The sequence below is a fragment of the Citrobacter sp. CK188 genome, assembly GCF_030333525.1.
GTDB lineage: Bacteria > Pseudomonadota > Gammaproteobacteria > Enterobacterales > Enterobacteriaceae > Citrobacter_B > Citrobacter_B koseri.
The window spans coordinates 1-19,057 of sequence record NZ_JAOWFU010000032.1 but is presented as its reverse complement, the minus strand read 5'-3'; the positions used below and the strand labels follow the sequence as shown (position 1 = coordinate 19,057).

13 protein-coding genes are annotated in these 19,057 nt (G+C 54.9%); 8 read left to right on the top strand and 5 right to left on the bottom strand.

What is annotated here, in order from left to right; all coding sequences use genetic code 11:
- The first annotated feature begins 10 nt into the window (after positions 1-10).
- Positions 11-922: a LysR family transcriptional regulator gene (locus OGV67_RS11115; RefSeq protein WP_012133045.1), complete on the top strand. Its 912-nt coding sequence runs from the start codon at positions 11-13 to the stop codon at positions 920-922.
- Between the two features lie 433 nt (positions 923-1,355).
- Here the strand turns inward: OGV67_RS11115 and infA are convergent, their stop codons facing one another.
- The 5 genes from infA to trxB all read right to left on the bottom strand — a co-directional run bounded on the left by infA (position 1,356) and on the right by trxB (position 7,178).
- The gene (gene infA / locus OGV67_RS11110) at positions 1,356-1,574 is read right to left on the bottom strand and encodes a translation initiation factor IF-1 (RefSeq protein WP_001040187.1); all 219 of its coding nucleotides are present in this window, start codon (positions 1,572-1,574) and stop codon (positions 1,356-1,358) included.
- 284 nt (positions 1,575-1,858) lie between these two features.
- Positions 1,859-2,563, bottom strand: coding sequence for a leucyl/phenylalanyl-tRNA--protein transferase (aat, locus tag OGV67_RS11100; protein WP_071259513.1), 705 nt, complete (start codon positions 2,561-2,563; stop codon positions 1,859-1,861).
- A gap of 44 nt (positions 2,564-2,607) precedes the next feature.
- Entirely contained in the window at positions 2,608-4,329 is a 1,722-nt protein-coding gene (gene cydC, locus OGV67_RS11095) for a heme ABC transporter ATP-binding protein/permease CydC (protein WP_115614898.1), read from the bottom strand.
- Positions 4,330-6,096, bottom strand: coding sequence for a heme ABC transporter permease/ATP-binding protein CydD (cydD, locus tag OGV67_RS11090; protein WP_112002309.1), 1,767 nt, complete (start codon positions 6,094-6,096; stop codon positions 4,330-4,332).
- A gap of 113 nt (positions 6,097-6,209) precedes the next feature.
- Complete coding sequence (trxB, locus tag OGV67_RS11085; protein ID WP_012133038.1) at positions 6,210-7,178, bottom strand: thioredoxin-disulfide reductase; 969 nt, start codon at positions 7,176-7,178, stop codon at positions 6,210-6,212.
- A gap of 547 nt (positions 7,179-7,725) precedes the next feature.
- Between trxB and lrp the strand changes: the two genes are divergently transcribed.
- From lrp to OGV67_RS11050, 7 genes are all read left to right on the top strand, one after another.
- Entirely contained in the window at positions 7,726-8,220 is a 495-nt protein-coding gene (lrp, locus tag OGV67_RS11080; RefSeq protein ID WP_000228469.1) for a leucine-responsive transcriptional regulator Lrp, read from the top strand.
- A gap of 134 nt (positions 8,221-8,354) precedes the next feature.
- Positions 8,355-12,275, top strand: coding sequence for a DNA translocase FtsK (gene ftsK / locus OGV67_RS11075; protein WP_115614897.1), 3,921 nt, complete (start codon positions 8,355-8,357; stop codon positions 12,273-12,275).
- Between the two features lie 122 nt (positions 12,276-12,397).
- On the top strand, positions 12,398-13,009 hold the full coding sequence (gene lolA / locus OGV67_RS11070; RefSeq protein WP_047457794.1) for an outer membrane lipoprotein periplasmic chaperone LolA: 612 nt from the start codon (positions 12,398-12,400) through the stop codon (positions 13,007-13,009).
- Positions 13,010-13,019: 10 nt separating this feature from the next.
- Entirely contained in the window at positions 13,020-14,363 is a 1,344-nt protein-coding gene (gene rarA, locus OGV67_RS11065; RefSeq protein ID WP_115614896.1) for a replication-associated recombination protein RarA, read from the top strand.
- A gap of 91 nt (positions 14,364-14,454) precedes the next feature.
- The gene (gene serS, locus OGV67_RS11060) at positions 14,455-15,747 is read left to right on the top strand and encodes a serine--tRNA ligase (protein WP_012133033.1); all 1,293 of its coding nucleotides are present in this window, start codon (positions 14,455-14,457) and stop codon (positions 15,745-15,747) included.
- 241 nt (positions 15,748-15,988) lie between these two features.
- Positions 15,989-18,433, top strand: coding sequence for a dimethylsulfoxide reductase subunit A (gene dmsA / locus OGV67_RS11055; RefSeq protein ID WP_047457787.1), 2,445 nt, complete (start codon positions 15,989-15,991; stop codon positions 18,431-18,433).
- A 10-nt stretch (positions 18,434-18,443) separates the two neighbouring features.
- Positions 18,444-19,057 (top strand): dimethylsulfoxide reductase iron-sulfur subunit DmsB (locus OGV67_RS11050; protein WP_012132456.1); only part of this gene is annotated, 614 nt, incomplete at its 3' end.

The following is a 19,057-nucleotide window of genomic DNA, read 5'->3' as shown; positions in this document are numbered from 1 at the left end:
GGACAATGTAATGACAAAACCGGATCTCAATGATTTTGCGTGGTTTGTTCATGTCGTCGAGGAGGGGGGATTTGCGGCGGCAGGGCGAGCGCTGGATGAACCAAAGTCAAAGCTTAGCCGACGTATTGCGCAACTGGAGGAACGGCTGGGCGTTCGCCTTATTCAACGAACCACGCGGCAATTTAATGTCACTGAAGTCGGGCAGACCTTTTATGAACATTGTAAGGCAATGCTGGTGGAAGCACAGGCGGCGCAGGATGCGATAGCCGCCTTACAGGTCGAGCCGCGCGGCATTGTAAAACTGACATGTCCAGTGACGTTGCTACATGTACATATCGGCCCAATGCTGGCGAAGTTTATGGCGCGTTATCCCGATGTGTCGTTACAACTTGAAGCAACCAACCGCCGTGTTGACGTGGTTGGCGAGGGCATTGACGTTGCAATTCGCGTCCGGCCGCGTCCTTTTGAAGACAGCGATCTGGTGATGCGCGTGCTGGCGGACAGGGGGCACCGTTTGTTTGCCAGCCCGGCGTTGGTACAGCGTATGGGGAATCCTTCTTCGCCAGCAGAACTGCATCACTGGCCCGGACTGAGCCTGGCTTCAGGTAAACATATCCACCGCTGGGAACTCTTTGGTCCGCAGGGCGCGCGCGCTGAAGTTCACTTTACACCGCGTTTGATCACCACAGACATGCTGGCGCTGCGTGAAGCGGCCGTTGCGGGCGTCGGCCTCGTTCAGTTACCTGTTTTAATGGTGAAAGACCAACTGGCTGCGGGGGAGCTGGTTGCCTTGCTGGAAGGATGGGAACCCAGAAGAGAGGTGATTCATGCGGTATTCCCGTCCCGCCGTGGATTATTGCCGTCCGTACGCGCGCTGGTGGATTTTTTGACAGAAGAGTATGCGCGGATGGTGGAAGATTAAAACAGAGCGCAATACACCCTTTTTTATTTCATGTTACTAACTTATTGATTTTATTTTATATATACAACTTGGGTGAAAAAGGGGCTGACAGGAAGACGTTGCGTTTTTCTTCAATAAATCAACGTGATTGTCTGATATTATTCCTGTTCACTGCCGTACAGGCAGCTTAGAAATCTCCGGCGTTCGTTCCGTTCCAGACGGTCAGGTTCACTGCCGTACAGGCAGCTTAGAAATCGTCGTTTGACTCGTGGCGGCTTCCGTATCTGTTCACTGCCGTACAGGCAGTTCAGTATTGAATGTAGAAGGAAGGGACGCAGCGGGGAATAAAAATAACGTTAATTCGCATCAACGGTATTCATGCAGGAAAGGGACAACAAAAAGGCCGGATAAACCGACCTTTTTTTATCTTTACGCCACCCGGGCGTGAAAACAATCAGCGACTACGGAAGACAATGCGGCCTTTGCTCAGGTCGTACGGGGTCAGTTCAACAGTCACTTTGTCGCCCGTCAGGATGCGGATGTAGTTTTTACGCATTTTACCGGAGATGTGTGCAGTAACCACGTGACCGTTTTCTAATTCTACGCGGAACATGGTATTAGGTAACGTTTCGAGAACGGTACCCTGCATTTCAATATTGTCTTCTTTGGCCATCTAATCCTCTGGGGTATCACTACCGTAATTTGAACCGGCAAGATAATGCCGAAGTTCTTTAAATAAGTAAAGATTTGCGCGTTTAAAACGCAGCAAATCAGGTTTGGCGCATTACTCCGAAAAACACGGCAAAGCCGCACTTGAAGCGCAACGTATAAGGGAGCGATGAGATAAACGATGGGCGTTACCTGACGCGAACGGTTCCTTAACGGCGGCGGGGTAATGGGCATAACCTGCTCTGCGGCACAATTATAACACCCTGACAAAAAATGTGCCGAAAACATTCACGCCTGAGGTGAAAATAACGTGCGCGGCACCCAGAAATGACCCGGTAATCGCTGTTGCCGTAATGATCCCAGATGCTCAAGGTATTGCCTGCGGGGAATTTCGACAGCGCCAAGCGATGCCGTGTGGTTATTCAGCACCTGGCAGTCGATTAATTTTCCACCCTGACGAATAAATTCAGCGCAAAAAACAAGCAGCGCGGTTTTGGAGGCGTTCTCCTGGCGACTGAACATCGATTCGCCGCAAAACAGGGTGCCTTGCGAAACGCCATACATGCCGCCGACGAGCGCGTTGTGTCGCCATACTTCGATGGAATGCGCATGCCCCAGCTCATGTAAGCGGTGATACGCTTCCACCACATCGCGCGTGATCCAGGTTCCTTCGTCACGATCGTTGGCGCAGCCTTCAATAACCTGACCAAACGCATAATTAAGCGTGACGCGATAGGGCGATCGTTTGTGAAAACGCTTCATGCTGCGGCTGATGTGTAATGTTTCAGGCTGCAAAATAGCGCGAGGATCGGGTGACCACCAAAGAATCGGGTCGCCCGGTGAAAACCACGGGAAAATACCCCGCTGATAGGCCATCAATAAGCGGGCAGGGCTGAGATCGCCACCAAGCGCCAATAAACCATTGGGTTCACGTAACGCGCCTTCCGGCGAGGGGAAGGCGATTGAGTGGCGAGAAAGCTGAACCAGGCGCATGACCGCAGAACTCCAGTACGCAAGTCGGATCGTTCAATAATAGCTTACAGACGTTGCTTAAACTGGTAATAACGACCCTGCCTGGCTAACAGATCTGCGTGATTACCTTGCTCAATAATTTGTCCGTTGTCCATCACTATTATTTGATCAAAACGTGACAGCCCGCGCAGACGGTGCGTGACCATTAAAACGGTTTTCCCGCGCATAACCTCTGCCAGCAATTCAAGCATCTGGCTTTCGGTTGTCGCGTCCAGCCCCTCAGTGGGTTCATCGAGCAGCATGAGCGGCGCATCGTGCAGCAGGGCACGGGCGATAGCCAGACGACGAAGCTCGCCGCCTGACAGCTGACGTCCGCCTTCGCCTAGCCAGCTGTTAAGTCCGCCATCCTCCAGCAGCTTTTCCAGCCCGACACGGCGCAGCATCTCTGAGAGCGTATCGTCGTTTGCGTCTGGCGCTGCCAGCAGCAGGTTGTCACGCAATGTGGCGCTGAACAGGTGTACTCGCTGCGGCACCACGCTAATGGTGCGACGCAGGGCCGCTTCATCCAGCGTTGAAATTGGTTGATCGTTAAGCAGAATATCGCCGCTCTGCGGGTCCCAGGCGCGGGTGAGCAGTTGCAGCAATGTCGATTTCCCGCAGCCGGTGCGTCCGAGAATAGCGATATGTTCTCCGGGCGCGACTTGCAGAGAAAGGGCATCCAGCGCTTTTTGCGGCTGCTCCGGGTAACTGAATGAAACGTCACGCAGCGTCAGCGTTACCTGCCGGGGAGCCGCTGCTTCGCCATCCGGGAAGGTCACTTCAGGCTGCTGCTCGGTCAGTTCGGTAATACGCAGCGCAGAGGCGATGACCTGGCCAAGATGTTGAAACGCGCCGGTAACGGGGGCAAGCGCTTCAAATGCCGCCAGTGCGCAAAAGACAAACAGCGCTATCAGCGCGCCAGGCTGGCTGTTATTGCCGACGCCGCCGGAAGCCATCCATAACATCAGCATTACCGCCAGTGCGCCAATCAGCAGCATTAAGGCCTGGGATAGCGCCGTTAATTCAGACTGACGTCGCTGGGCTTCATGCCACTGTAATTCCGTGGCTTCCATTTGCGCCCGATAGCGCGAGCTGGCGCCAAATATTGTCAGTTCCGCCTGACCCTGTAGCCAGGCGGTTAACTGCTGGCGATACTGACCGCGTAAATGGGTTAAGTTCTGCCCGGTGCTTTTTCCGGCGCGATAGAAGAGCGGCGGCATAATAAACAGCGTCAGCAGCATAATGCCGCCCAGCGTAATCGCGAGGGTGAAATCGAGAACACTCAGCCCCAGCGTGACCACCATAATCACCACAAACGCGCCAACCAGCGGAGAAATAACGCGCAGGTAGAGGTGATCCAGCGTGTCGACATCGGCGACAACGCGGTTCAGCAGCTCGCCCTGACGATAGCGGGCAAGACCAGCAGGGGAGAGCGGCAGCAGCTTGCTGAACGTATGAATACGCAAATGTTGCAATACGCGGAAGGTGGCGTCATGGCTGACCAGACGCTCGAAATACCGGCCCGCAGTACGGGTGATCGCCGCACCGCGCACGCCAGCAGCCGGCAGCATGTAGTTAAAGCTATAGATACCCGCCACACCGACTACGGCTGAGGCGGAGAGGAACCAGCCAGAGAGCGTCAGCAAACCGATACTGGCCAGTAGCGTGACGATGGCCAGGATAATACCGAGCGTTAACATCCACTTATGACGTTTATACAGCGTCAGATACGGTAGCAAGGCACGCATTTAAATGTCCTCCTGACGATGAGCCAATAGTGTCGCAAACGCGCCGTTGGCGCTGCTGAGTTGGGCATAATCACCTTGCTCGATGATTTGCCCGTCCTGCATAACCCAGATCACGTCCCAGTCGGCAAGATCTTCTAACTGATGCGTTACCATCAGCGTGGTCTGGCGTTTTGATGCGGCATTCAGCGCCTGCATTACACGCTGTTCGCTGTGGGCATCCAGACTGGCGGCGGGTTCATCCAGCAACAACAATTTGCAGGGATTCAGCAGGGCGCGGGCAACCGCAACCCGCTGCGCCTGACCGACGGAAAGGCGACCCGCGTGATCGCCAGTCGGCGTGTCTACGCCTTGCGGCAACAGAGGTAAAAACTCACTGACCCAGGCGCTGTCGAGAGCCGCCTGTAGCGCTTGTTCACTGGCATCCGGGCGGGCAAGCAGGACGTTTTCACGGAGCGTGCCAGCCGGTAATTGTGGGTTTTGCCCCACCCAGGAGAGATGTTTTCGCCAGGATTCCGGGGATAAATCACGAAGTTCAACGCCGTTAATGCACAGGGAGCCCTGATAAGAGAGAAAGCCAGACAGCGCGTTTAACAGTGAACTCTTTCCTGAACCGCTGCGACCAACCAGTACGGCGCGCTGACCTGCGGCCAGTGTGAAATTCAGCGGTCCTGCAAGCGTTTTACCTTCCGGCGAGGTAATTATCAGATCCTGCGCTTCAAGGGTTACTGGTTCTTTCCCGGAAAGTTCGACATCACCGCGTTCCGGGTGAGCGAGAGGCGTTTCCATAAAGGTTTTCAGGCTGTCAGCCGCACCTACCGCCTGTGCTTTGGCATGGTAAAAGGTGCCCAGATCGCGCAGTGGCTGGAAAAACTCCGGCGCCAGAATCAGCGCCAGGAAGCCGGCGGCAAGCGTGACGCCCGTCCCGTAATGGCCGAAATTAAGTTCGCCGAGGTAGGAGAAACCGAAATAAACCGCGACCAGCGCAATGGACAGCGACGTGAAGAACTCCAGTACCCCGGAGGATAAAAAGGCGAGACGCAGGACTTCCATTGTGCGCTGGCGAAAATCTTGTGAAGCGACACGAATGCTTTCCGTTTCTGCTTCACCGCGCCCGAAGATGCGCAGCGTCTCCATACCGCGTAAGCGGTCGAGGAAATGCCCGCTCAGGCGGGCAAGCGCCTGGAAATTACGGCGGTTAGCGTCGGCGGCGCCCATTCCCACCATCGCCATAAATAATGGGATCAGCGGTGCGGTGCCGAGCAAAATCAGCGCGGCGGCCCAGTTTGACGGGAAGATCGCCGCCACAATCAACAAGGGAACGCAGACAGCAAGCGCCATTTGCGGCAGATAGCGGGCATAGTAATCATGCATATCGTCAATCTGCTCCAGCACCAGCGTCGCCCAGCTACCAGCCGGTTTACCCTGAATCCAGGCTGGCCCTGCCTGTTGCAGGCGATCCAGCACCTGGCGGCGGATCTCAAATCGGATATGCTGCCCGGCATGAAAACCCACCCGCTCGCGCAGCCAGACCACCCAGGCGCGCAGGACAAACACCAACATCAGTACGATGAAGGGGAGCAGGAGGGCTTCGCGGGGAATATTGTCCATGATCATATGCTGGAGAATGCGAGCCATGATCCAGGCCTGAGCGACAATCAGTACGCCACTCACGAAACCCAACAGGCGTGAAATGTTCAGCCAACGTTGGGAAATTACACTTTGCTGTTTTAACCAGCGGGTCAATTCTTTTTGACGGGTTTTATTCATTGCACGCTTAGCAGGTGAGTTATCGGAATTTTTGGCACGGCAATGTTACAACGGGGCAAAAATAAAGGCGACTTATAGTCGCCTTTTTTACTTTTGTTACTGATTTGTAAAAACTATTTGCACGCGTCAGCCAGACCGTCAAGGTAGCGTTCAGCGTCCAGCGCCGCCATGCAACCTGTGCCCGCTGAGGTGATTGCCTGACGATAAATATGGTCCATCACGTCGCCTGCGGCGAACACGCCGGGAACGCTGGTCTGCGTGGCGTTACCGTGGATGCCGGACTGGACTTTGATATAGCCGTTTTCCAGTTCAAGCTGACCTTCAAAAATCGCGGTGTTCGGGCTGTGGCCGATGGCGACAAACAGGCCTGCAACGTCAAGGGATTCAATGTTGTCCGGGTTTTGCGTATCACGCAGACGCAAACCGGTAACGCCCATCTGATCGCCGGTCACCTCTTCCAGAGTGCGGTGGGTGTGCAGCACGATGTTGCCGTTTTCCACTTTATCCATCAGGCGCTTGATCAGAATTTTTTCGGCGCGGAAGCCGTCGCGACGGTGAATCAAATGCACTTCAGCGGCGATGTTCGCCAGGTATAACGCTTCTTCAACCGCCGTGTTGCCGCCGCCGATGACCGCGACCTTCTGGTTGCGGTAGAAGAAACCGTCGCAGGTGGCGCAGGCAGATACGCCACGGCCTTTAAATGCTTCTTCAGACGGCAGGCCGAGGTAGCGCGCGGAAGCGCCGGTTGCGATGATCAGCGCATCGCAGGTGTATTCGCCGCTGTCGCCGGTCAGACGGAAAGGACGGTTTTGCAGATCCACGCTATTGATGTGATCGAAGATGATTTCAGTATCAAATTTTGTCGCATGTTCGTGCATGCGCTCCATCAACAGCGGGCCGGTCAGATCGTTCGGATCGCCAGGCCAGTTTTCCACTTCCGTCGTGGTGGTCAGTTGACCGCCTTTCTCCATACCGGTAATCAGAACCGGTTGCAGGTTTGCGCGCGCAGCGTAGACCGCAGCGGTATATCCCGCCGGTCCAGAACCCAGGATAAGCAGTTTACTGTGTTTGGTCGTGCCCATGAGATCCCCATAGTTGTTGGCAGACAATGGGCAGGATTGTAGGGAATTTGCAGACGTAAAAAAAGAGTATAGCGATTTTGTTAACAATATGTGTAATAGCAGGAACCGATGAATGGGCGGATTTAGGGCTGCGATATAACGCTTTCTACTTAAAATCGGCCAGTTATAAGGTGATAAAATGACGATTTAGCGCCGCTCTTAATGAATAACTGGCATGTTGTACTAAAAATCGATGTTTTGCTTTGACAATCCCCTGCTGTTTTGCGAAAACATCTTCTGGAAGAAAAAAACAGTGTTATGTGTGTGCTGCATAATCATGCATATAAGCACCATGTTTACCGGGCTAGTGAAATCTACGCATGGCGTGGACAGACGCCATTCGTGATGTCGATAGCTGCCATCCGGCAACGGTCTTCTCACCATAGGCCCTGGCATTGCGCGCCGTTAATCCCTCTGGGTTCGGTCTATTGTGATGGGCATCGACTCTGAACAGTGATGTTAGTAGAGTCAGGCAGGAGTAGGGAAGGAATACAGAGAGACAATAATAATGGTAGATAGCAAGAAGCGCCCTGGCAAAGATCTCGACCGTATCGATCGTAACATTCTTAATGAGTTGCAAAAGGATGGGCGTATTTCTAACGTCGAGCTTTCTAAACGAGTGGGACTTTCACCGACGCCTTGCCTTGAGCGTGTCCGTCGGCTGGAAAGACAGGGTTTTATTCAGGGCTATACGGCGCTGTTAAACCCGCATTATCTGGATGCATCACTTCTGGTTTTTGTTGAGATTACTCTGAATCGTGGCGCTCCAGATGTGTTTGAACAATTTAACGCCGCAGTACAAAAACTTGAAGAAATTCAAGAGTGTCATTTAGTTTCCGGTGATTTCGACTACCTGTTGAAAACACGCGTGCCGGATATGTCAGCGTACCGTAAGCTGCTGGGTGAAACCCTGCTGCGTCTGCCTGGCGTGAATGACACACGTACTTACGTGGTAATGGAAGAAGTCAAACAGAGCAATCGTCTGGTAATTAAGACGCGCTAACACGGAACAGGTGCAAAATCGACGTAGTTTGATTACACTCCTGTTAATCCATACAGCAACAGTGCCGGGGCAACCCGGTGCTGTTGTCCGTTTTAGCATCGGGCAGGAAAAGCCCGAAACCTGGAGAGCCTTTTTTGAGCCAGGAATACACTGAAGACAAAGAAGTCACATTGAAAAAGTTAAGCAGCGGGCGCCGACTTCTGGAAGCGTTGCTGATCCTTATTGCCCTTTTTGCCGTCTGGTTGATGGCAGCCTTACTTAGCTTTAACCCTTCAGATCCCAGTTGGTCGCAAACCGCATGGCATGAGCCTATCCATAATTTGGGCGGCGCGCCGGGCGCGTGGCTGGCTGACACGCTGTTCTTTATCTTTGGCGTGATGGCCTACACCATCCCGGTGATTATCGTTGGCGGCTGCTGGTTTGCCTGGCGGCACCAGAGCAACGACGATTACATCGACTATTTTGCCGTGTCGCTGCGCATTATCGGCGTCCTGGCGTTGATTCTTACCTCCTGCGGATTAGCCGCAATTAATGCTGATGATATCTGGTACTTCGCGTCCGGCGGCGTCATTGGCAGCCTGTTAAGCACCACGCTTCAGCCTCTGCTGCACAGCAGCGGGGGAACGATTACGCTGCTGTGCGTCTGGGCAGCCGGTCTGACGCTCTTCACCGGCTGGTCCTGGGTGAGCATTGCAGAAAAACTGGGTGGCTGGCTGCTGAATATTCTCACCTTCGCCAGCAACCGTACTCGCCGCGATGACACCTGGGTCGATGACGACGAGTATGAAGATGATGACGAATACGAAGATGAAGCGGTGGGCGCACAGCGCGAATCCCGACGTGCGCGTATCCTTCGTGGCGCCCTGGCGCGCCGTAAGCGGCTGGCAGAGAAGTTCAGCAATCCGCGTGGGCGACACACGGATGCGGCGCTTTTCTCCGGCAAGCGTATGGATGATGAAGACGATATCGAATACAGCGCGCGTGGCGTGGCTGCCGATCCTGATGATGTGCTGTTCTCTGGCCATCGTGCGACGCAGCCGGAATATGAGGAATACGATCCTCTGCTGAATGGACATTCGGTCACGGAGCCTGTTGCCTCCGCCGCTGCGGCGACAACGGCAACGCAAGCCTGGGCGGCGCCTGTTGATCCGGTTATGTCTGCACCGTCGGTGCCAGGTGCTGAAGCCGCGCCTGCGCAACCGGTGGTGGAATGGCAGCCTGTGCCGGGGCCGCAAACCGGCGAACCGGTCATTGCGCCCGCGCCGGAAAGTTATCCGCCGCAACCACAATATGCGCAGCCGCAAGCGCCACATCATGAACCGTGGCAGCAGCCTGCGCCGACCGAGCCGCAAGCGCAGGAACCTGCGGCGGAACAACCCTGGCACCCTGAGCCGGTTTATCCGCAAGAGCCTGTTTATCAACACGAGCCGACTTTCGAGCCGCAGCCGGCTTACCCGCAGGAACCGGTTCAGGATACGTATTATCAGCAGCAGCCCGCTGTTGAGCCGCCGTCTGCGGTGGAGCCTGAGCCTGTAGCAGAAGAAATTAAACCCGCCCGTCCGCCGCTCTACTACTTTGAAGAAGTGGAAGAGAAACGCGCGCGTGAGCGTGAGCAACTGGCTGCATGGTATCAGCCGATTCCTGAGCCAGCGAAAGCGCCGGAGCCGGTTAAACCATCGGCACCGACAGCAGCTTCTGTGCCGCCTGTTGAATCCGTTGCCGCGGTTGCGCCGTTGGCGGCAGGCGTCAAAGATGCAACGCTGGCCGCAGGCGCGGCGGCGGCATCCGCTGCACCTGCGTTTAGCCCGGTAAGCGGTGGTGCGCCACGCCCACAGGTTAAAGAGGGGATTGGCCCGCAACTGCCTCGCCCTAACCGCGTTCGCGTTCCGACCCGCCGTGAGCTGGCCTCGTATGGCATAAAATTACCGTCTCAGCGTATCGCGGAAGAGAAAGCGCGTGCGGCGGGGCGTCATCAGTATGATGCCGAAACGCAGTATACCGATGATGAAATTGATGAGATGCAGCAGGATGAGCTGGCACGTCAGTTCGCCCAGTCTCAGCAGCATCGTTATGGTTCCGAATATCAACATGACGCTCCTCAGGCAGAAGATGAGGATGCAGCAGAAGCTGAACTGGCTCGCCAGTTTGCCTCTTCGCAGCAGCAGCGCTATGCCGGGGAACAGCCTGCGGGAGCCCATCCGTTCTCGCTGGATGATTTTGAATTCTCGCCGATGAAAGCGCTGGTGGATGAAGGCCCGCATGAGCCGTTGTTTACTCCCGGCGTGATGCCTGAGCAGCCTGTTGCGCCGCAGCAGCCCATCGCGCCACAGCAGCAGTATCAGCAGCCGGTTGCGCCGCAGCCACAGTATCAGTCGCCGCAGCAGCCCGTCGCGCCACAGCAGCAGTATCAGCAGCCGGTTGCGCCACAGCAACAGTATCAACAACCACAGCAGCCCGTCGCGCCGCAGCAACCGTATCAACAGCCGCAACAACCGGCCGCGCCACAGCCGCAGGAAAGCCTGATCCATCCGTTGTTGATGCGTAATGGCGACAGTCGTCCGTTGCAGAAACCTACCACGCCGTTGCCGTCGCTGGATCTGCTGACGCCGCCGCCGAGCGCAGTGGAACCGGTCGATACTTTCGCGCTGGAACAAATGGCGCGCCTGGTCGAAGCGCGTCTGGCGGATTTCCGCATTAAAGCTGACGTGGTGAACTATTCCCCAGGGCCTGTTATTACCCGTTTTGAGCTGAATCTGGCGCCGGGCGTGAAAGCCGCGCGTATTTCTAACCTGTCACGCGATCTCGCGCGTTCACTGTCAACCGTTGCGGTACGCGTGGTAGAAGTGATCCCTGGTAAGCCTTACGTGGGCCTCGAACTGCCGAACAAAAAACGTCAGACCGTCTACCTGCGTGAAGTGCTGGATAACGCTAAATTCCGCGAGAATCCGTCGCCGCTCACCGTGGTGCTGGGTAAAGATATCGCTGGCGATCCGGTTGTGGCCGATCTGGCGAAAATGCCTCACCTGCTGGTTGCGGGGACGACGGGTTCCGGTAAATCGGTTGGGGTCAATGCCATGATCCTCAGCATGCTGTATAAAGCGCAGCCGGAAGATGTGCGTTTCATCATGATTGACCCGAAAATGCTGGAACTTTCGGTCTATGAAGGCATTCCGCATTTGCTGACCGAAGTGGTCACCGATATGAAAGACGCCGCCAACGCACTGCGTTGGAGCGTTAATGAAATGGAACGCCGCTATAAGCTGATGTCGGCGCTTGGCGTGCGTAATCTGGCAGGCTATAACGAGAAAATTGCCGAAGCGGCACGGATGGGGCGTCCGATTCCAGACCCGTACTGGAAGCCGGGCGACAGCATGGATGCCCAGCATCCGGTGCTGGAAAAACTGCCGTATATCGTGGTTCTGGTCGATGAATTCGCCGATCTGATGATGACCGTCGGTAAGAAAGTTGAAGAGCTGATTGCGCGTCTGGCGCAGAAAGCGCGTGCCGCAGGTATTCACCTGGTGCTGGCGACTCAGCGCCCGTCGGTTGACGTTATTACCGGTCTGATTAAGGCCAATATTCCGACGCGTATCGCCTTTACCGTATCCAGTAAGATCGACTCACGCACGATCCTCGATCAGGGCGGCGCGGAATCCCTGCTGGGGATGGGGGATATGCTTTATTCCGGCCCGAACTCGACCATGCCGGTACGTGTTCATGGCGCGTTTGTCCGCGACCAGGAAGTGCATGCGGTGGTGCAGGACTGGAAAGCGCGTGGTCGCCCGCAATACATTGACGGCATCACCTCGGATAGCGAAAGCGAAGGGGGCGGCGGCGGCTTTGACGGCGGCGAGGAGCTGGACCCGTTATTCGATCAGGCGGTGAGCTTTGTGACCGAAAAACGCAAAGCGTCCATTTCTGGCGTTCAGCGTCAGTTCCGTATCGGTTACAACCGTGCGGCGCGCATTGTCGAGCAGATGGAAGCCCAGGGCATTGTCAGCGAACAAGGCCATAACGGGAACCGCGAGGTGCTGGCGCCACCGCCGTTCGAATGATTGCAAAGATCGGTAAATAAATAAGAATTCAGTATTTTCTTCTTTCCTCATGCTGATTTTTGGCCTGGAATAGAGAGCAGAGGGAACTCCCCATCGGGAGTGACGTATTTTGAGGAATAATGATGAAAAAAATCGCAATCACCTGCGCATTACTCTCCGGCTTTGTGGTGAGCAGTGTATGGGCGGATGCCGCCAGCGATCTGAAAAGCCGTCTGGATAAAGTTAGCAGCTTCCATGCCAGCTTTACACAAAAAGTGACTGACGGCAGCGGTGCCGCCGTTCAGGAAGGCCAGGGCGACTTATGGGTTAAGCGTCCTAATCTGTTTAACTGGCATATGACGCAGCCCGACGAGAGCATTCTGGTCTCTGACGGGAAAACGCTATGGTTCTTTAACCCGTTTGTTGAGCAGGCAACGGCGACCTGGTTAAAAGATGCGACGGGCAATACGCCGTTTATGCTGATAGCCCGCAACCAGACCAGCGACTGGCAGCAGTACAACATCAAACAAAATGGCGATGACTTTGTGCTGACGCCAAAAAGCAGCAGCGGTAACCTGAAGCAGTTCACCATTAATGTGGGTCGTGACGGGACTATTCATCAGTTCAGCGCAGTGGAACAAGACGATCAGCGCAGCAGCTATCAGCTGAAATCTCAGCAGAATAGCGCTGTCGATGCATCAAAATTTACCTTTACTCCGCCGCAAGGTGTAACGGTAGACGACCAACGTAAGTAGAGGCGCATGAGTGAGCAATCTGTCGCTCGATTTTTCTGATAATACCTTTCAGCCACTGGCCGCGCGTATGCGGCCAGAAAATTTAGCGCAGTATATTGGTCAGCAGCATCTGCTGGCTGCGGGTAAGCCTTTGCCTCGTGCAATTGAGGCCGGGCACCTGCACTCGATGATTTTGTGGGGGCCGCCCGGTACGGGCAAAACCACGCTGGCCGAAGTGATTGCCCGCTATGCCAATGCTGACGTCGAACGCATTTCCGCCGTGACTTCTGGCGTAAAAGAGATCCGTGAAGCCATTGAACGCGCCCGCCAGAACCGTAATGCCGGGCGCCGCACTATTCTGTTTGTCGATGAAGTCCATCGCTTCAACAAGAGCCAGCAGGATGCGTTTCTGCCGCATATCGAAGACGGCACGATTACGTTTATTGGCGCGACGACCGAAAACCCGTCCTTCGAGCTGAACTCGGCTTTGCTGTCACGCGCCCGCGTGTATCTCCTCAAATCCTTAACGACTGAAGATATTGAGCAGGTGCTGAATCAGGCGATGGATGACAAAGCGCGTGGTTATGGCGGCCAGGATATCGTTCTGCCGGACGAGACGCGCCGGGCGATCGCCGAACTGGTGAACGGAGATGCGCGTCGGGCGTTAAATACGCTGGAAATGATGGCAGACATGGCGGAAGTGGATGACAGCGGTAAGCGAGTATTATTGCCCGCATTACTGACCGAAATCGCCGGGGAGCGCAGCGCGCGCTTTGATAATAAAGGCGACCGCTTTTACGATCTCATCTCCGCATTGCATAAATCGGTGCGTGGCAGCGCCCCGGACGCGGCGCTTTACTGGTATGCCCGGATCATTACCGCTGGCGGCGACCCGCTGTATGTCGCCCGACGTTGCCTGGCGATTGCTTCTGAAGACGTCGGCAATGCCGATCCTCGCGCAATGCAGGTGGCGATTTCTGCGTGGGATTGCTTTACCCGCGTCGGCCCTGCGGAAGGGGAACGGGCGATAGCCCAGGCGATTGTTTATCTGGCCTGTGCGCCGAAAAGTAACGCGGTTTATACCGCGTTCAAAGCGGCGCTGGCCGATGCCCGTGAACGCCCGGATTATAACGTGCCTGTGCATCTGCGCAATGCGCCGACGAAACTGATGAAAGAAATGGGCTATGGCCAGGAATACCGCTACGCGCATGATGAGCCAAACGCCTACGCCGCAGGCGAGGTTTATTTCCCGCCGGAAATAGCGCAAACACGCTATTATCATCCCACAAACAGGGGTCTTGAAGGCAAGATTGGCGAAAAGCTCGCCTGGCTGGCTGAACAGGATCAAAATAGCCCCACAAAACGCTACCGTTAGCGCGATCGTTGCGGTAATGTTGGCACTGTATCCCTGTGACTGCAGGCTGTGGTCACGTTTCCTATTTTAATTCGATAAGCACAGGATAAGCATGCTCGATCCCAATCTGCTGCGTAATGAGCCAGACGCAGTCGCTGAAAAACTGGCACGCCGGGGCTTTAAGCTGGATGTAGATAAGCTGCGCGCTCTTGAAGAGCGTCGTAAAGTTTTGCAGGTCAACACGGAAAACCTGCAAGCAGAGCGTAACTCTCGATCGAAATCCATCGGCCAGGCGAAAGCGCGCGGGGAAGATATCGAGCCTTTACGTCTGGAAGTGAACAAGCTGGGCGAAGAGCTGGATGCGGCAAAAGCCGAGCTGGAGAGCTTACAGGCTGAAATTCGCGATATCGCGCTGACCATTCCTAACTTACCGGCTGATGATGTACCGGTAGGTAAAGATGAAAACGACAACGTTGAAGTCAGCCGTTGGGGAACCCCGCGTGAGTTTGATTTCGACGTCCGCGATCATGTGACGCTGGGTGAAATGCACGCCGGTCTCGACTTCGCGGCTGCGGTTAAACTGACCGGTTCTCGTTTTGTGGTAATGAAAGGGCAGATTGCCCGTATGCACCGCGCGCTGTCGCAGTTCATGCTGGATCTGCACACTGAACAGCATGGTTACAGTGAAAACTACGTGCCGTATCTGGTGAACCACGACACGCTGTACGGTACAGGGCAGTTGCCGAAATTTGCGGGCGATCTGTTCCATACTCGCCCGCTGGAAGAAGAGGCTGACAGCAGCAACTATGCGCTGATCCCGACGGCGGAAGTGCCGCTGACTAACCTGGTGCGTGATGAAATCATCGACGAAGATGCGCTGCCGATCAAAATGACTGCGCATACGCCATGCTTCCGTTCTGAAGCGGGTTCTTACGGTCGTGACACGCGCGGTCTGATCCGTATGCACCAGTTCGATAAAGTTGAGATGGTGCAGATTGTGCGTCCAGAAGAGTCAATGGATGCGCTGGAAGAGATGACCGGCCATGCTGAGAAAGTGCTTCAGTTGCTGGGTCTGCCGTACCGTAAAATCGTTCTGTGTACCGGTGACATGGGCTTTGGCGCATGTAAAACCTACGATCTCGAAGTATGGATCCCGGCGCAGAACACTTACCGTGAAATCTCTTCCTGCTCGAACGTATGGGATTTCCAGGCGCGTCGTATGCAGGCACGCTGCCGCAGTAAGTCCGACAAGAAAACCCGTCTGGTTCATACTCTGAACGGTTCCGGTCTGGCGGTTGGGCGTACTTTAGTTGCCGTGATGGAAAACTACCAGCAGGCTGATGGCCGCATCGAAGTTCCAGAAGTATTACGTCCGTATATGAACGGACTGGAATATATCGGCTAATCCCCGCTTCTCTCTGCTTAAAAAGCGCCTCCGGGCGCTTTTTTTTATGCCTGTTTGACACCGGACAAGAATGGTTACCCCTTTGGAGGTAATACTACCTTCGAATGAAGATTAGCATTTATCGCTGATTTTTCTCATATTCATTATATACAAAACTATATAGCGATTTATTCGTTATATAAATAACTACATAACGAAGTGTCTGGCTTTTATCAATCGTGAGCAAGCAAAGTGAGTCATCATGAAAACGAATATCCCCGATGCTGTACTGGCAGCTGAGGTAACTCGTCGAGGCCTGGTAAAAACGACAGCAATAGGCGGGCTGGCAATCGCCAGTAGCGCATTGACTCTGCCATTTACCCGGATCGCCAATGCGGCTGACGCTATCAGCCCCAGCGCATCCAGCGAAAAAATTATCTGGAGCGCTTGCACCGTTAACTGCGGAAGCCGCTGCCCGCTGCGCATGCATGTGGTGGACGGTGAAATCAAATATGTTGAAACGGACAATACGGGCGATGATAACTATGACGGTCTGCATCAGATTCGCGCCTGTCTGCGCGGGCGTTCTATGCGCCGCCGGGTTTATAACCCCGATCGTCTGAAATATCCAATGAAGCGCGTTGGCAAACGTGGTGAAGGTAAGTTTGAGCGCATCAGCTGGGACGAAGCCTATGACATTATCACCACCAATATGCAGCGTCTTATCAAAGACTATGGCAACGAATCCATCTATTTAAACTATGGTACGGGGACGCTTGGCGGCACGATGACGCGCTCCTGGCCGCCAGGAAAAACACTGGTTGCCCGGCTGATGAACTGCTGCGGCGGTTACCTCAACCACTACGGCGATTACTCATCCGCGCAAATTGCCGCCGGGTTAAATTACACCTACGGCGGCTGGGCGGACGGTAATAGTCCTTCCGACATTGAAAATAGTAAGCTGGTTGTGCTGTTTGGTAACAATCCGGGGGAAACCCGTATGAGCGGCGGCGGGGTAACCTATTACCTCGAACAGGCACGGCAAAAATCAAATGCGCGGATGATTATTATCGATCCGCGTTATACCGATACCGGCGCGGGTCGTGAGGATGAGTGGATTCCGATTCGCCCGGGTACGGATGCGGCGCTGGTAAATGCGCTGGCATACGTCATGATCACCGAAGATATGGTCGATCAGCCGTTCCTCGACAAATACTGTGTGGGTTATGACGAAAAAACCTTACCCGCCAGCGCGCCGAAAAATGGTCACTACAAAGCCTATATTCTGGGACAGGGTAGAGACGGTATTGCGAAGACGCCGGAGTGGGCGTCGCAGATCACCGGTATCCCGGCGGCGCGCATTGTAAAACTGGCGCGTGAAATCGGTAGCGCCAAACCCGCTTACATCAGCCAGGGCTGGGGGCCGCAGCGTCATGCCAACGGCGAAATCGTTACTCGCGCAATCTCTATGCTGGCGATACTGACCGGCAACGTCGGCATTAACGGCGGCAACAGCGGTGCGCGTGAGGGATCTTACGATTTGCCGTTTGAGCGTATGCCAACGCTGGAAAACCCGGTCGAGACCAGCATTTCGATGTTCTTATGGACCGATGCCATTGAGCGCGGGCCGGAAATGACGGCGCTGCGTGATGGGGTTCGCGGCAAAGATAAACTCGACGTTCCCATCAAGATGATCTGGAACTATGCCGGTAACTGCCTGATTAACCAGCATTCCGAAATTAACCGCACGCATGAAATTTTGCAGGATGACAAGAAGTGCGAAATGATCGTCGTTATCGACTGTCATATGACCTCTTCAGCGAAATATGCTGATATTCTGCTGCCGGACTGCACCGCTTCTGAGCAGATGGACTTCGCGCTGGATGCCTCCTGCGGGAACATGTCCTACGTTATTTTCACCGACCAGGCCATTAAACCGCGCTTTGAGTGCAAGACTATCTATCAGATGACCAGCGAGCTGGCGAAGCGTCTCGGCGTGGAGCAGCAGTTTACCGAAGGGCGTACGCAAGAAGAGTGGATGCGTCATCTGTACGAACAGTCGCGTCAGGCGATTCCCGAACTGCCGACATTCGAAGCATTCCGCAAGCAGGGCATCTTTAAGCAGCGCGATCCTGAAGGTCATCACGTTGCCTATAAAGCGTTCCGTGACGATCCGCAGGCTAATCCGCTGACAACGCCGTCGGGCAAAATCGAGATCTATTCGCAGGCGCTGGCAGAGATTGCGGCAACCTGGGAACTGCCGGAAGGCGATGTGATCGATCCGTTGCCGATCTATACGCCTGGCTTCGAAAACTACAGCGATCCGTTGACTAAAGACTATCCGTTGCAATTAACGGGCTTCCACTACAAATCTCGCGTGCACTCTACCTATGGCAACGTGGACGTTCTGAAAGCTTCCTGCCGCCAGGAGATGTGGATTAACCCGATGGACGCGCAAAAACGCGGCATCAGCAACGGCGACAAAGTGCGTATCTTCAACGGTCGCGGCGAGTTGCATATTGAGGCGAAAGTGACGCCGCGCATGATGCCGGGCGTCGTTGCGTTGGGCGAAGGCGCCTGGTATGACCCAGATGCAAAACGCGTGGATCAGGGGGGATGTATTAACGTCCTGACGACCCAGCGTCCTTCTCCTCTCGCTAAGGGGAATCCGTCCCATACGAACCTCGTTCAGGTTGAGAAGGTATAAGGAGTAACCGATGACAACCCAATATGGATTTTTTATTGACTCCAGTCGTTGCACCGGTTGCAAAACCTGCGAACTGGCCTGCAAAGACTACAAAGATTTAACCCCGGACGTCAGCTTCCGCCGCATCTATGAATATGCGGGCGGCGACTGGCAGGAGGATAACGGCGTCTGGCACCAGAATGTCTTTGCCTACTATCTTTCCATCTCCTGCAACCACTGCGAAGACCCGGCCTGCACGAAAGTGTGCCCGAGCGGCGCGATGCACAAACGCGAGGACGGTTTTGTGGTGGTGGATGAGGATGTCTGCATCGGCTGTCGCTACTGCCATATGGCCTGCCCGTACGGTGCGCCGCAGTACAACGCCGCCAAAGGCCACATGACCAAATGCGACGGCTGTCATGACCGCGTTGCCGACGGCAAAAAGCCGATCTGCGTCGAGTCCTGCCCGCTGCGCGCGCTGGACTTTGGCCCGATAGAAGAGCTGCGGAAGAAACATGGCACGCTGGCGGCCGTTGCGCCGCTGCCGGGCGCGCACTTCACCAGACCGAACATTGTGATTAAACCCAACGCCAACAGCCGCCCGACCGGGGATACCACGGGTTATCTGGCAAATCCGAAGGAGGT